Here is a 12991-nt window from a genome sequence, read left to right as displayed (position 1 = left end):
TCTCCCTCGGGGTGCGGGTTAGGAAAGGGCGGAGGCGGCGGCAACCGTGTTGGCCGCGGCAGGAGCGTCGGCGGCCGCGAGTGCGGCCAGCCTTGAGATGGCGAGCTCGGCGTAGAGTGCGGCGCCGTCAGCCAGCACGCCGTCGTCGAACGTGGCGTACGGGGAGTGGTTGAACGCGGAGGTGGCATGGTCGGTGTCCCGGGGGACGGCGCTCAGCCCGATGAACGTGCCGGGGACCTCGGCCAGAACCCTCGAGAAGTCTTCGGAGCCGCTCAGCGGGGTGGCCCAGCGGGAGAGCCGGGAGTCGCCGAACAGGCCCGCAATGACGTTCTCCGCGGTGTGCGTTTCGTCCTCGTCCGTGATGGTCAGCGGATACTCCTGCTGGTAGTCGACGTCGACGTCCAGGCCGTGTGCCGCCGCGATTCCCTTCAGCAGCCGCGGCACGGCATCCATCATTTTCTGCCGGGCTTCCTCGGAGAAGGTCCTGATGGTGGCCTCGATGCGTGCGGTTTCCGGGATGATGTTGCGCTTGGTGCCGGCCTGGAGGACCCCCACGGAGAGGACTACTGGGTCGAACATGTTGAACTGGCGGGTGATCATGACCTGGAGGGCAGTGACCATCTCGGCGGCCGCCGTGACGGGGTCCTTGGCCGAGTGCGGGGCCGAGCCGTGACCGCCGGCGCCGAGCACGGTGACCATCAGGCCGTCGGAGGAACTCAGCATGACGCCGGGCTTGGTGCAGAACGTGCCGTGCGGTTCGAGGGCGGAAAACACGTGCATGCCGTAGGCGGCGTCCACGCGCCGGCCGGCTGCATCCAGCACGCCTTCGCGGATCATGTGGCTCGCGCCGTCGAAGCCTTCCTCGCCGGGCTGGAACATCAGGACGACGTCGCCGGCCAGCTGGTGCCGGCGTTCGGCCAGGAGGGTGGCGGCCCCTGCCAGCATGGAGGTGTGCAGGTCGTGGCCGCAGGCGTGCATGGCGCCGTCGATCCTGGACGAGTAGTCCACGCCCGTCTTCTCCTGCACCGGCAGGCCGTCCATGTCAGCGCGCAGCAGCACCGCCGGGCGGGAGCCCCCTTCGGTCCCGGGCCCCTGGCCCCGCAGTACTGCGGTGACCGACGTCGTCTCCTGGCCCAGGGTGATCTCGTAGGGAAGCCCGTCCAAGGCCTTGAGCACCTTCTCCTGGGTGCGGGGCAGCGCCAGGCCGATCTCGGGTTCCCGGTGCAGTTCGTGGCGGAGCCGGGCAAGGTCCGTCTGCATTTCCCGGGCATCTGCGGTGATCGGCACGTGTTCTCCTTGTTTGTCGTTTGTCGTTTGTCGTTTATCGAAAATCGCCTGGTTGGCGACTGGCTTGTTTTCGAAGGTCCTTGGTTCACGTCCGGTGGGGACGTCCTGCGTCTATTCTCAAGTGACACAGTTCACACCCGCCCGAAGGCCAGAAAAAATGCACGAATAGACTGTTGCCACAGGTTTCGTGCATGGATGAAGGGAAAAATGATGGAACTCAGCGAGGACGATCTCGCCCTGATCAACGTCCTGCAGATTGCCCCGCGGCTGAGCTGGGCGGATGCGGCCCAGGTGCTGGGCGTGCACGCCACCACCCTGGCCGCCCGGTGGGAGCGGCTGCTGGACTCTGGCGTGTCCTGGATCACCGCCCACCTGATCGGTGACCCCCAGCAAATGTGCCTGGCATTCGTCGCCGTGGATTGCGAAATGCACCGGCGCGAGGAAGTCACCGCCAGGCTCGCCGAGATGCCGGAAATCGTCACGGTGGAGGAGGCAGCCAGCCACCGGGACCTCATGCTGACCGTCATTACGCCCTCCCTGGACGATTTCAGCCTGAAAGTCATCTCCCGGCTGAAGGAGATTGACGGCCTCCTCAAATATCAGACCGCCCTGTGCACCAGGCTGCACGCGAGCGGCGGCTCCTGGCGGCTGAACGTGTTGAGCCGCGCGCAGAAGGCCGCCGTGCGGGCGTTGGCCGGCCCCGAGGCCACCGGGGTTGCCCAGGCTGCCGCCCGGGAGGCGCTGCCGGAAAGTCACCTGGCGCTCCTGCCGTTCCTGGCCAGGGACGGGCGGGCCACGGCGGCGGACATTGCCCGCGGCCTCGGCAGGCACCCGGCCACCGTCCAGCGCCAGCTCAACCGTGTGCTCGCCAGCGGCATCCTGTCATTCCGGTGCGAGGTGGCCCAGAAACTCTCCGCTTTCCCCGTGACCTGCCAATGGTTCGTCAACGTCCCCGCCGGGCGGCACGAGGCCGCCGCCGCCGAGCTGAGGACCATGCGGAACGTCCGGCTCAGCGCCTCCACCACGGGGCCCACGAATTTCGTGATCATCATGTGGCTGCAGTCCCTGGCGGACGTCATGAACATCGAGGTGGCGCTGCAGCAAAAAGTGCCCGGGATCGAGCTCGTGGAAAGCGTCGTCATGCTGAGCACCGTCAAGCGTGTGGGCTGGATGCTGAACCCGGACTCCAGGGCCAGTGGCGCCGTCGTGGTTCCTGCCCAGGGGTTCGACGAGGCGGGCTGACGGCGGCGGACCGGCAGCTGATGGGCCCACCGGCCAGCTGATAGGCCCACAGGCGGGCGGGCTGTGAGGGTCCGGTTGTAAGCTGTGGCACGTGCCCCAGACCGACCCGCCCCATCACCAGGAATCCCGTCCGAAAGCCGTCCCGGAATCGGCCGGCATCTTCCACCGCAGCTACCTGCTGGTGACCCTCGGCGCCTGCGCGCTTGTGTTCCTGGCGGCCTTCGAGTCCCTGGCGGTGACCACCATCATGCCGCTCGTCAGCCGGGAACTGGACGGTGCGGGACTCTACGCCTTGGCCTTCGCCGGGCCGCTTGCCACCGGGGTGATCGGCATGGTGGCCGCGGGCAGCTGGTCGGACCGCAAGGGGCCGGTGGCGCCGCTCCTGGCCGCAGTGGGCATGTTCGTGCTCGGCCTGCTCATCGCCGGTACCGCCGGAATCATGCCGGTCCTCGTGTCCGGACGGCTGGTGCAGGGACTCGGCGGCGGCGGGCTTACCGTGGCCCTCTACGTGGTGATTGCCCGGGTCTACCCGCCGGTCCTGCATCCGAAAATTTTCGCCGCCTTCTCCGCGGCCTGGGTCATCCCGTCCCTCGTGGGACCGTTCGCGGCCGGCGCCGTGGCCCAACTGGCCGGCTGGCAGTGGGTCTTTCTCGGTGTGGTCGGACTGGTGGTGCCGGCCCTGCTCCTGACGGCCCCGGCCCTGCGCGGCCTGAACGGCAGCACGGGCGCCGACGGAGATTCCCCGGCCGCTGAGCCAGGGTCCCGCGGCCGGCCGGGAGGCCTTGCCAAGTTGGCGCTGGCGGCACTGGCAGCGCTCGCCGTGCTGGGCCTGAACCTGTCCGCCGCGGTACCGGTCGCCGGCGGGGTGCTGGCGGCGGCCGCCGTCGCCGTCGCGCTCCTGGCCGTCCGTCCCCTCATGCCGCGCGGAACGCTGACCGCCCGGCGCGGCCTGCCGAGCGTGATCCTTACCCGCGGCCTGGCATCCGCGGCGTTTTTCGGCGCCGAGGTCTACCTGCCGTACCTGCTCGTGGAACGCTACGCCTTCGCCCCGACGTTTGCTGGCCTCACGCTCACCGGCGGCGCCATCGCCTGGGCTGCTGCGTCGGCCATCCAGGGTCGGCTGGGGACCCGGCTGGAGCACAGGAGGGCGGTGCGGATCGGATCGGCCCTGGTCCTTGGCGCCGTCGTCCTGGCCCTCGTGACCACGGTGCTGGCCTGGCCGGCCGCGGTCGCGATCGCGGGATGGATCTTCGCCGGGGGCGGCATGGGCCTGATGTATCCGCGGCTGAGCGTCATGACCCTGGCACTCTCCACCAAGGACACCGAGGGTTTCAACAGTTCGGCGATGTCCATTTCGGATTCCCTCGGCGGTGCCCTGGCCCTCGCCGGCACCGGGATCGTGTTCGCAGCGTTCGCGACGGCGGCGCCGTCGGCGTCGTTTGCCGGAGTGTTCGCGCTGACGGCGGTGATCGGGATGGCCGCCGTGGCCGTCGCGCCGCGCGTCGCCGTCGTCCCGGCCGCCGTCACCAAACGCGCGTAGCGGCAAGCACTATGACGGGCACAGCACCGTGACGGGCACAGCACCATGACGCGCACTGCACCATAACAAGCATTGCACAGGAGCCCCGGCCGGATGATCCGGCCGGGGCTCCTGTGCGTCAGCGCTCCTTTGTTTCAGCGCGGGGATCAGGCAGCCGCGCGGGCTTCCTCCTGCGAGCGGACGGCCTTCCATTCCACAATCCGGGCCTGCTGCAGCGGGGACTTGCGGTTGAAGTGCCAGGCCGCGCCCAGCAGCAGGAACCACACGGGCGCCACGAAGAGTGCCAGCCGGGTGTCGTCGGCCTGCCCCAGGGCCACCAGCATGAACACGAAGAACGCGAGCACGACGTACGGCATGAAGGCGGAGCCGGGCATCTTGAAGGACGAAGCCTCGTGCAGGGCCGGCCGGCGGCGGCGGAAGACGATGTAGCTGACCAGGATCATGGACCACACAAACATGGTCAGCACGGACGCCACGGAAGTGACCACCGTGAACGCGCCGATCACGGAGTCGCCGGAATAGAGCAGGACCAGGCCGGCCAGCAGGAAGATGCAGGAGAACAGCAGCGCGTTCTGCGGTACTTTGCGGACGCTGAGCTTTCCGAACGCTTTGGGCGCGTTCCCGTCCTGGGCGAGGCCGTAGACCATCCGGGAGGTTGAGTAGATTCCGGAGTTGGCGCTGGAGGCGGCGGAGGTCAGGACCACAAGGTTGATGACCACCGCGGCGATCCCCAGCCCGGCGAGGGTGAACATGCCGATGAACGGGCTGCTGGCGGGGTCGATGGTGCGCCACGGATTGACGGCCATGATGACCACCAGGGCGCCCACGTAGAAGAGGAGGACGCGGACCGGGATGGAGTTGATGGCGCGCGGCAGGTTCTTCTCCGGGTCCTTGGTTTCGGCGGCGGCGGTGCCCACCAGTTCGATCCCGGCGAAAGCGAAGATGGCGATCTGGAAGCCGAGGACGAAGCCGAACATGCCGTGCGGGAACATGCCGCCGTCGTTCCACATGTTGGCGAGGTTGGCTTCTGCGCCGTTCGGGGATGTGAAGTGGGTTGCGATCATGACCGCGCCGGTGACGATCAGGGCCACGATGGCGACCACCTTGATGATGGCAAACCAGAACTCCGCTTCACCGAACGCCTTCACGGTGGGGAGGTTCAGGAGGATCAAGACCACGGGCGTGAGCAGCGCGGGGATCCACAGGGGCGTGCCGGGAGCGAGCTTGTCCACGTAGCCGGAAATGGCGACGATGTCCGCCACCCCGGTGACCACCCAGAAGAACCAGTAGGACCATCCGGTGAAGAAGCCGGCCCACGGCCCCAGGAGGTCACCGGCGAAGTCGCTGAAGGACTTGTAGTTCAGGTTGGAGAGCAGGATCTCGCCCATGGCACGCATCACGAAGAACAGCATGAAGCCGATGATCATGTAGACGAAGATGACGGAGGGGCCGGCGAGCGAGATGGTCTTCCCGGACCCCATGAACAGGCCGGTGCCAATCGCGCCGCCGATGGCGAGCAGCTGGATGTGGCGGTTGCCGAGGGCCCGGGCGAGGTGCGGTTCGCGGTTCCCGGAGTCACCATTGGCGGAGGCGGCAGTTCCAGTTTGGGCAATGTCAGATTCTGCAGTGGCCGGAGCGGCCGTGGTGGTGCGTTCAGACATGAGGCTTCTTCCTTGTCACAGGCGGTCGCCGGCGGGGGTTCCACAGTGCGGGCCGCACGGATCCGTCAGAGTGTGACGGAGGTAACAGTTTTGGCGGGTAGATCAAGGTTAGGGCCGGTATTTCGTGGTCCCTGTTGTCACGTCGGTCCGCGTTGGTGGACCGTCTGGTCGGTGGAGTGCCGCCGCGCTCCCGGCGGGACGAAGCTCCCGGAAGGCGCGGGAGCCGGTCCGGGACCCTCATCTTTCGCCGGGCCCTAGGGAAAATTGCGACGCGGGCACGCCCGCCCGCTGCGGGGCTCCGAATCGCATTGGCGCAGATCACCCGCCCGTGGGCGGGTTCGACAGCTGTCGATCATCTTAGCTTCAGTTGTCGTCCGCTGTCTTTTGTCATATTTTGCGCGGCGGGGCTTCTGAAACCTGGTCGATGCCGATCTGGACGATGCCAACGTGGACGTTCACAGGGTGCGGGCTGAAGTGCCGCCGCACCGCCGCGGCCACGGCCCGGGCCACCTCCGGGGCCGGGTACGCCCCGCTCACGCCGATGCGCGTCCTCACGGTCGAAGGTGTCGCGCCGGCACCGGAATCGATGACGTCAACAGCCGGCGGCGCTTCTCCGGTCACGGCCGACCGGGCCGCGCCCGCGATCGTTTGCCAGAGCGGTCGCGCCGGATACACCGCCGTCACGCCGTGAACGGCCTCGATGACCGCCCGCAGCTGGGCCGGCAGCGCGGCGTCGGGCAGTTCGGCCGGCAGCGCGGCGTCGGGCTGTTCGGCCGGCAGCGCAGCGTCGGGCAGCTCGGCCGGCAGCGCGCCGTCGGGCAGTGCCGCAGGCGTGCCGTGCCCGGGAGGCAAGGGCTGGGTCATGGCGTCTCCTCTGGGTCTGGATTGCCGGGCTCCAAAACGTCGGTGATCGTGACATCTATCGCCGTGATGTTCAGTTCTGTCTGCAGGGCCAGGGTCGTGGCCAACTTCCAGCGAAGCGCGGTGGCGCGCTGTTCCAAGGGATGCCCGTAGACGACGGCGAGGTCGACGCCGATGGTGATGGGGGCCCCCGGCTCGGTGACGTCCCCGTACAGGCGGCATTTTCCGGCAGCGGTGCCGGGCAGGGAATCCGCAACAGAGCGGATCAGCGCCGATATGGCGCCCTCTGTCTCGGTGAGGAGGTCGCCGGGTGTGTCGGCGCGCAGGGGAATGTTCCTGCCCGGCCGCAGTTCCAGGTGCAGGTTGTCCAGAATGGTCTTCATCCAGTCGTCGCTGCCGCTGCCGGCCGCAGCGGTGTCGGCGTCGAGCAGTTCATTGCCGAGGGCCGCGAGCCTGCGCAGCGAGGCCAGCCCGGACTGGCATTCGGGACAGTCCTCAAGGTGGCCGGGATCGCCGATCCGTCCGGTGTCCAGGTATTCGCTCAGGTCTGCCAGGTTGTGCCCGCAGCCGAGAGTCTCGCCAGGGGTGCTCATCGCCAGTCCTCCATTTCGCGGGCCAGAGTGATGCGTGCCCGGGAAAGGCGGCCGCGGACGCTGGCAGTGCTGATGTTCAAGGTTTGCGCAATTTCCTCATAGCTCTGGTCATTGAACGCCTTCAGCACCCAGCAGCGGCGTTGTTCCTCGGGCAGGGCGGCCAGCGCGGTCTTGAGCGCGTCCATCCGGGAACCGCTCAGGGCGGCGTGTTCGGGGTGGTCCCTGTGAGCGGCGCCCGCACCAGCCTCCAGCCCGTGGTGGAGATCGCCGAGGTCCGAATGGTTTCTTCGCCGGCGCAGGTGGTCGATGCTGCGGCTGCCGGTAATACGCAGCAGCCAGCCCTTCACGGCGTCCCCATCGCGCAGGGTGTCGAGCTGCTTCCAGGCCTGCATCAGCGATTCCTGCACTACGTCGTCGGCATCGGCGAGGGAGCCGGTCAGGCGGCGGGCGCAGGCCCGCATAACGGGGCCATGGCGTCGGGCCAGCGCCTCGAAAGCGGCGGTGTCGCCGTCGGTGGCCCGACCCACCAGCAGGGCGTCCGGTACGAGGTCCAGTTGATGCGGCGCCGAAGGTGAACCAGTCACGCGCTTATCTCTGCTTTCATCGCGGGCATATCGGGGTGCGGGCTACTCCTTGCTGAAGCCTTCCTTGAGCTTCCGCGCGGCGTCCTTGATGTTCTCTCCGATATCGGCCGCGGCGTCCTTGACCCGGTCGCCGGCCTCCTGCAGTTTTGCCTGGGCCTGCTCGTGCTGGCCTTCCCGCTTGAGGCCCTGGTCGCCTGTCATGCTGCCGACGCCTTCTTTGGCCGCACCGATGTGGTGGATGACTGTGTAGTTGACTTTGTCGTCGATTCCCATGATGTTTCCTCTGCTGTCATTACGGCGTGGTGCGGTGTTGCGGTACGTATCTTCCGGCCGGCTAGCGGGCGCGATCCGGTGCGGCCGCCCAGGTTTTGGTGCCGCTGGTGATTCGGACCAGAACCGGGAGCGGATGGCCGAGCAATGTGTCGATCCCCTGGACCAGGACGTCGGCGGTGTCCGCGATCTCCCTTGGAGATGCGCCCTGCCGCGCCTGGAGCCGCAGCCGGAGTCCCGTTGTGCCTCTGTTGTCCCATGCCGATACCGAGGTGCCGAGTACCAGGCGGTTGCCGGCGAGGGCCTGTTTGACGGCCGCCGAGACTAACCCGGTTTCGACGACGGTGGTGCCGCGGCCGCCGTCGGATTCCCGGCCGACGCGAGGTGTCCGGCCGCCACCCTGCGATGCGATCCAGGCGATACTGAGCCCGGCGGCCGCGGCCAGCGCGGCGAACCCGGCCACGGCCCACCAGCTGCGGGCGGGGCCCGGGAGCGGTGCCGAGGCGAGGAGTGTTCCGGCCTGGTCCAGGAGGGAGGATCCTGTGGCCGCCCATGCGGCCGCAACGTCCGGCAGGATCCCGGCGGCAGCCGTTGCGGCGCCGGCCGCGAGCAGCACGAGCCCGGCCAGGGCCAGCAGGATCCGGTTCAATGCCCTGTTGGTCCGACTCATTGCCCCAGCGCCCCTTCCCTCATGATGTGGATTGTCGGTGCGATCCGGCGGCCAAGGGAGTACCCGGCCAGCTCGTCGTCGACCGCGGCGGTGATCGCGTCCCGGTCCACGGAAACGCCCGACGTCGGACGGACCTGGACGCGAACAGCCCGCTTGCCCACCGTGGTGATGATCTGCCCGGGTGCCAGCCCCGCGGTGAGGCGCGCCCGCCGGGATACTGCCGAGGCGATCACCTCGTCATCGACCACCACGGCGCTCCGGCCGCTGTGCACGGCGTGCCGGGACCGGCGGCCGGGCATGGTTGCGGCTGCGAGCAGCGCCAGACCGAGAACCGCCAGGCCGGCGCCGGCGGCCACCAACCCGGCCGGGAGCGTGGTGGCCGGCACGCCGGTGAGCCATCGGCCCAGCCGGTCGGGGCTGCCAAGGAGCGGGCTCTCCTGGAGGAGGGCCAGGACGGTCTCGAGGGCAAGCCAGAGGAAGACGGCGGCAAGGACGCTAGCGGTCAGGATGGACGCCGTGGCCCGGGAGGAGTGGGTCTCCCTGCGAACGAGGCGCCGAATGGCTCGATCCTGGCTCATGCGATGTTCCTTTCCTTGTGGTTCCGGTCCTTGTGGTTCCGGCGTGGCGCTCCGGATGGCGCGTCGACCCTGGCAGTGCCGGAGTGCTGTGCGGCCCCGCTGAGCCGGATATCTACGCTGCTTAGCGTCCGGCCGGTGAGGTCCAGGCCGCGGGCAATGATGGCTGTCCGGGCCGCCCGGGAGCGGTCGAAGACGGTGCCGCCGTCGGGCCCCCGGCGCGGGCCGAGGAGCGGCGGGAGCGCAAGCTTCACGGAGACTCTCGCGGCGAGCCGGCCCGAATCGTCATCCAGCACCGCGGCGACGTCGGATCTCGGAACGCTGAAGGCGTGGGCCGCGATCGTCTCGATGGTGTGCCTGAGGGCTGCCGGGGTGATCCGGGTGTGCCCCGCCCGCATCACGAGGAGGAGCGCTTGCCGCGCAGGGCGTCCAGCACTCCGCCCAGATCCAGCCGCCCCTCGGCCGCGCGGCCGAGCACGGACCCTGCCCCCATGAAGAGCGCGGTGAGCAGGAAACCCCAGAATCCGAACCCCAGGGACGCTGCGGCCAGGATGGCTCCGATGGCCAGGCCGGCCAGCGTGGGGCTCAAGCCACCCTCGGCTCGGTCCGTGCGTCCTCGGTGTCCTCGTCATCGGAGGGCACATGGATGTCCGTGATGGTGATGTTCACTTCCGTCACCTCCATGCCGACGAGGTCCTCGATGGCCGTATAGACAGCGTCGCGGGCCTTGTCCGCGACAAGCTGGAGCGGGTGCGGGTACTCGACCACCAGGGTGATGTCGACGGCTACCTGGGTTTGTCCTACTTCCACGCTGACGCCCTGGGTGAGGTCCTTTTGGCCGACCCTTTCACGCAGGGTTCCCAGCGCACGGGCTGCTCCGCCGCCGAGGGCGTGCACTCCTTCGATTTCCTGGATCGCGATGCCGGCGATCTTTGCCACGACGCCGTCTGCGACAGTGGTCGCGCCGCGGCCGTCGATGCCTGGGGCCGGTGCGGGCGCGCCCAACGTGGGGGACTTCGCGGCGGGCGCCTTCGCTGCGGGTGCCTTCGCTGCGGTTGCCGGGCCGGCCTGTCCCTGGACGTCTGCCGGGGTGTGCGTCTGGGTGGTCAAGGCAATCACTCCTGATCGGTTGAGGAAGACGCTCTGTGGCGCCGTCATAGATAAGACGGGCCGCGAACGGAAATCCTCACGGTCGAATCGGAGTGAGCTGCATCACATGCGGTCCTGGACATCCCGGGGCCGCCTGAGGCAGCGGCCCCGCAGGCCATCCAGACAACGGCCCGACAGGCCGTTGGGCTGTCTACTGGGCGGCCAGGCGCGTGGCCCGCAGCACGGCATCCGTAAGGGACACTGCCTCGCCGTCGGGCCCGACGGCGCTGCGACGCCGGCTGTCCAGGACCTCGGCACGCCACATCGGCTCCTCGATCCGGAGTTCCCGGGCAAGGTCCTCGGCCGTGAAGAACTTCTCCGGAGTATGGTGCGCGCCCCACGGAGGCAGCCCGTCGGGGTGATGGCCGACGATCAGCAGCGTTCCGCCGGTCCGCACCGCGGCCGCGGCGAGCTGCAACGCCTGCTGCCACGGCATCTGGGTGGAATGCAGGAACTGGGCCGTGACGAGGTCGAACAACCGGTCCGGGACCCATGTGGCAAGATCCTGCTGCACCCACTCGATGGTGGCGTCCTGGCCCCGTTCCCGGGCGTGGGCGGCCGCACGCTCCAGGGCGACGGCGGAAACGTCCAGGCCCGTCACGCTCCAACCGCGGGCAGCGAGCCATATCGCGTCCGCGCCCTCGCCGCACCCCAGGTCCAGGGCCTCGCCGGCAGGAAGGTCCGCCACCTCGGCGACGAGTTGCGGATTCGGCTCCCCGCTCCACATCCTGGACCGGCTGCTGTACTTTTCATCCCACATCCGGGCTGCGGAACCGGGCGCCGCATCCTCGACCGCCGCGTGTTCGGCGGCGTCATGCCCGTGGCTGTGGCTGCGTTTTGTCATGGTTTCCCCTCATCACGGCGGTTCGCCGGGTTTCGCTGTTTGTTTTCAGGCACGACGGCGGTGACGAAACCTCCCGGCGCGGACCGCCGTCGGGTCTCCTTGCCGAAATTCCTGTGCTCCTCAAGGACCAGTCCGAAGCCCCCAACAAAGTCCGCGGCGCTTTTCCTGGCCGGGGGAGGGTTGTCGATCCCAAAGGTCAGGGGCTCGCCGACGAATCTCGCGGCAGCCCGCGCGTACCGCATGTAGGGCGATCCCGAGGTGATCGTTTCCCTCGAAAAGTAGTCGAAGGCCACGATGCTGCCCGGGGCGGTGCCGGCGATCCTGCGCAGCGTCGCCTCGACGGAGGCGCGGTCCAGGTACATGGTCACCGCTTCCCAGAGGAACAGGGCGGCCCGGCTCGGGTCGAAACCGGCTGCGAGCAGCTTCTCCATCCAGTCCTCGGTCTCGAAATCGGCGGGTACGTACGTGGCCAGGCGCGTGGAGAGGCCCGCTTTTTCGAGCATCGCGAGTTTGAAAGCCTGGGTCCGGGGCAGGTCGAGTTCAAAGCAACGCACCCGGTCCCCGGGCGCCAGCCGGAACGCCCGGGTGTCGAATCCCGCCCCGAGGATCACGAGCTGGTCGATGCCCCCGCGATGCCGTTGAACGGCCGCGTCATAGAGGCTGGTCCGTGCTGTCGGCTGGTGGCGCATCGGTGCCGGCCCCGGGTACGGATAGCGGTAGAGCCTGGGCACGTAGCCCGTGATCAGGTGGGCGGCGAGCGTGGGGGCAGTCTCCATCTGGATGCCAGTCGCGGACACGTTCGGCAGAACGGCCATGAGCCGGGCCGCGGGGACATCCGGCCGTGTCCCCAGGCGGTGCTGCATCCAGCGCGTGTAGAGGGATGCGAGCAGCGTGGCCGACGTGCCGGTGCGCCGGCTGTAGGCGAGCATCCCGGGGACGGACGTGATGTAGCCGGCCGCACTCAAGGGAAACAACGCCAGCTGGATGACCCGAAACAGGCCAGCGGAGACTATTCCCGGCATTGCGTCCGACTCCCCTCACGGGCCGCCCCTCGTGCGGCCCTTCCCGCCCACCATGGTCCTCCCGGACGTAAGGGCGGTCAATACGCCGTCCGGGCCTCCGTCCGGGCGCCGCGCAGGCGGACGGACACGTGGAAATCACGCTACGGAAACCAATCTGAAACCTGCGTCATGAATGCTGGGCACAAGACATTGAACGCTGGGGAAGGGCAATGACCATGGACGTTGACGAAGCACGGCAGATCCGCAGCTCGGCCGAGTTGAACGTGGGGGACGAGATCGAGGCGTGGCACAACGGGAAGCTCTTCCACCGGGGCCCGGTGACCCAGACCGTCACAGGCGTGGACCTGTTCTGGATCCTCGATGCCCGGACGGGGACCCGCCGCCTCATCGACGCCGAGGCGCTCGTGATCCTGCGGCCAGCCGACCGGGGACCGGCCAAAACGCCGTCACGGGCGGCCGTCAACACATCCGCTCATGCATCCGCCCAGTTGTCCCACATGCCGCTGTTCCAAGCCCCCAGCATGGCGGGCTAGGGGCCGGGCCGGCCGTCACGGATACGGGACCCGGGCCTGCCGGGTGGTAGGCTAGTGGAACTTGATGTGCAGTGATGCCCACTTTTGATTTGGTTGACCGGCTTCGGTCCATCAGCCGGATCCCTGCCGGATTCCTTCGGGAATCCGCACGCAGGCAGTG

Annotated in this window: 16 protein-coding genes; 3 read left to right on the top strand and 13 right to left on the bottom strand. The window is 68.5% G+C overall.

Going from position 1 to position 12991, the window contains the following annotated elements:
• Positions 1-18: 18 nt before the first annotated feature.
• A complete protein-coding gene (locus AC1D1A_RS12825) occupies positions 19-1287 on the bottom strand; it encodes a M20 metallopeptidase family protein (protein WP_476947865.1) in 1269 nt (422 codons plus the stop codon).
• A gap of 210 nt (positions 1288-1497) precedes the next feature.
• On the opposite strand from AC1D1A_RS12825, the gene AC1D1A_RS12820 reads away from it, so the two are divergent.
• Positions 1498-2529 carry an Lrp/AsnC family transcriptional regulator gene (locus tag AC1D1A_RS12820; RefSeq protein WP_476947913.1) on the top strand — a complete coding sequence of 344 codons (1032 nt, stop codon included), beginning with the start codon at positions 1498-1500 and terminating at the stop codon, positions 2527-2529.
• Between the two features lie 91 nt (positions 2530-2620).
• On the top strand, positions 2621-4069 hold the full coding sequence (locus tag AC1D1A_RS12815; RefSeq protein WP_476947864.1) for an MFS transporter: 1449 nt from the start codon (positions 2621-2623) through the stop codon (positions 4067-4069).
• A gap of 146 nt (positions 4070-4215) precedes the next feature.
• On the opposite strand, the gene cycA is transcribed toward AC1D1A_RS12815, so the two are convergent.
• From cycA to AC1D1A_RS12755, 12 genes are all read right to left on the bottom strand, one after another.
• Positions 4216-5730, bottom strand: a complete 1515-nt coding sequence (gene cycA, locus AC1D1A_RS12810; protein ID WP_476857008.1) for a D-serine/D-alanine/glycine transporter — start codon at positions 5728-5730, stop codon at positions 4216-4218.
• A 387-nt stretch (positions 5731-6117) separates the two neighbouring features.
• The gene (locus tag AC1D1A_RS12805) at positions 6118-6594 is read right to left on the bottom strand and encodes a hypothetical protein (RefSeq protein ID WP_476947863.1); all 477 of its coding nucleotides are present in this window, start codon (positions 6592-6594) and stop codon (positions 6118-6120) included.
• The gene (locus tag AC1D1A_RS12800) at positions 6591-7184 is read right to left on the bottom strand and encodes an Asp23/Gls24 family envelope stress response protein (RefSeq protein WP_476849808.1); all 594 of its coding nucleotides are present in this window, start codon (positions 7182-7184) and stop codon (positions 6591-6593) included. The genes AC1D1A_RS12805 and AC1D1A_RS12800 overlap by 4 nt, the downstream gene beginning before the upstream one ends.
• On the bottom strand, positions 7181-7768 hold the full coding sequence (locus AC1D1A_RS12795) for an RNA polymerase sigma factor (protein WP_476887112.1): 588 nt from the start codon (positions 7766-7768) through the stop codon (positions 7181-7183). Before AC1D1A_RS12795 ends, AC1D1A_RS12800 begins: the two co-directional genes overlap by 4 nt.
• A gap of 42 nt (positions 7769-7810) precedes the next feature.
• The gene (locus tag AC1D1A_RS12790; protein WP_476849806.1) at positions 7811-8041 is read right to left on the bottom strand and encodes a CsbD family protein; all 231 of its coding nucleotides are present in this window, start codon (positions 8039-8041) and stop codon (positions 7811-7813) included.
• Between the two features lie 61 nt (positions 8042-8102).
• Entirely contained in the window at positions 8103-8708 is a 606-nt protein-coding gene (locus AC1D1A_RS12785) for a hypothetical protein (RefSeq protein ID WP_476947862.1), read from the bottom strand.
• Positions 8705-9286, bottom strand: a complete 582-nt coding sequence (locus tag AC1D1A_RS12780) for a hypothetical protein (protein WP_476947861.1) — start codon at positions 9284-9286, stop codon at positions 8705-8707. Before AC1D1A_RS12780 ends, AC1D1A_RS12785 begins: the two co-directional genes overlap by 4 nt.
• Positions 9283-9681, bottom strand: a complete 399-nt coding sequence (locus AC1D1A_RS12775; RefSeq protein ID WP_476947860.1) for a hypothetical protein — start codon at positions 9679-9681, stop codon at positions 9283-9285. Before AC1D1A_RS12775 ends, AC1D1A_RS12780 begins: the two co-directional genes overlap by 4 nt.
• Positions 9681-9872 (bottom strand): hypothetical protein, encoded by a 192-nt coding sequence (locus tag AC1D1A_RS12770; protein WP_476947859.1) that lies wholly within the window; start codon positions 9870-9872, stop codon positions 9681-9683. Before AC1D1A_RS12770 ends, AC1D1A_RS12775 begins: the two co-directional genes overlap by 1 nt.
• Positions 9869-10393 (bottom strand): Asp23/Gls24 family envelope stress response protein, encoded by a 525-nt coding sequence (locus AC1D1A_RS12765; RefSeq protein ID WP_476947858.1) that lies wholly within the window; start codon positions 10391-10393, stop codon positions 9869-9871. Before AC1D1A_RS12765 ends, AC1D1A_RS12770 begins: the two co-directional genes overlap by 4 nt.
• A gap of 190 nt (positions 10394-10583) precedes the next feature.
• On the bottom strand, positions 10584-11276 hold the full coding sequence (locus tag AC1D1A_RS12760) for an SAM-dependent methyltransferase (RefSeq protein WP_476857002.1): 693 nt from the start codon (positions 11274-11276) through the stop codon (positions 10584-10586).
• Positions 11273-12298 carry a class I SAM-dependent methyltransferase gene (locus AC1D1A_RS12755; RefSeq protein ID WP_476947857.1) on the bottom strand — a complete coding sequence of 342 codons (1026 nt, stop codon included), beginning with the start codon at positions 12296-12298 and terminating at the stop codon, positions 11273-11275. Before AC1D1A_RS12755 ends, AC1D1A_RS12760 begins: the two co-directional genes overlap by 4 nt.
• A gap of 215 nt (positions 12299-12513) precedes the next feature.
• On the opposite strand from AC1D1A_RS12755, the gene AC1D1A_RS12750 reads away from it, so the two are divergent.
• Positions 12514-12831, top strand: a complete 318-nt coding sequence (locus AC1D1A_RS12750) for a hypothetical protein (protein ID WP_476857000.1) — start codon at positions 12514-12516, stop codon at positions 12829-12831.
• Positions 12832-12991: the final 160 nt, after the last annotated feature.

It is taken from the genome of Arthrobacter sp. P1_B9 (assembly GCF_056406495.1).
This window is presented reverse-complemented; position numbering and strand designations above follow the sequence as displayed.

Excerpts from the sequence above, each read along its gene's own strand:
- AC1D1A_RS12760 (WP_476857002.1), bottom strand. The coding sequence starts at position 11,276 with ATGACAAAACGCAGCCACAGCCACGGGCATGACGCCGCCGAACACGCG.
- AC1D1A_RS12755 (WP_476947857.1), bottom strand. The coding sequence starts at position 12,298 with ATGCCGGGAATAGTCTCCGCTGGCCTGTTTCGGGTCATCCAGCTGGCG.
- AC1D1A_RS12750 (WP_476857000.1), top strand. The coding sequence starts at position 12,514 with ATGGACGTTGACGAAGCACGGCAGATCCGCAGCTCGGCCGAGTTGAAC.
- AC1D1A_RS12800 (WP_476849808.1), bottom strand. The coding sequence starts at position 7,184 with ATGAGCACCCCTGGCGAGACTCTCGGCTGCGGGCACAACCTGGCAGAC.
- AC1D1A_RS12805 (WP_476947863.1), bottom strand. The coding sequence starts at position 6,594 with ATGACCCAGCCCTTGCCTCCCGGGCACGGCACGCCTGCGGCACTGCCC.
- cycA (WP_476857008.1), bottom strand. The coding sequence starts at position 5,730 with ATGTCTGAACGCACCACCACGGCCGCTCCGGCCACTGCAGAATCTGAC.
- AC1D1A_RS12775 (WP_476947860.1), bottom strand. The coding sequence starts at position 9,681 with ATGCGGGCGGGGCACACCCGGATCACCCCGGCAGCCCTCAGGCACACC.
- AC1D1A_RS12820 (WP_476947913.1), top strand. The coding sequence starts at position 1,498 with ATGGAACTCAGCGAGGACGATCTCGCCCTGATCAACGTCCTGCAGATT.
- AC1D1A_RS12780 (WP_476947861.1), bottom strand. The coding sequence starts at position 9,286 with ATGAGCCAGGATCGAGCCATTCGGCGCCTCGTTCGCAGGGAGACCCAC.
- AC1D1A_RS12785 (WP_476947862.1), bottom strand. The coding sequence starts at position 8,708 with ATGAGTCGGACCAACAGGGCATTGAACCGGATCCTGCTGGCCCTGGCC.
- AC1D1A_RS12790 (WP_476849806.1), bottom strand. The coding sequence starts at position 8,041 with ATGGGAATCGACGACAAAGTCAACTACACAGTCATCCACCACATCGGT.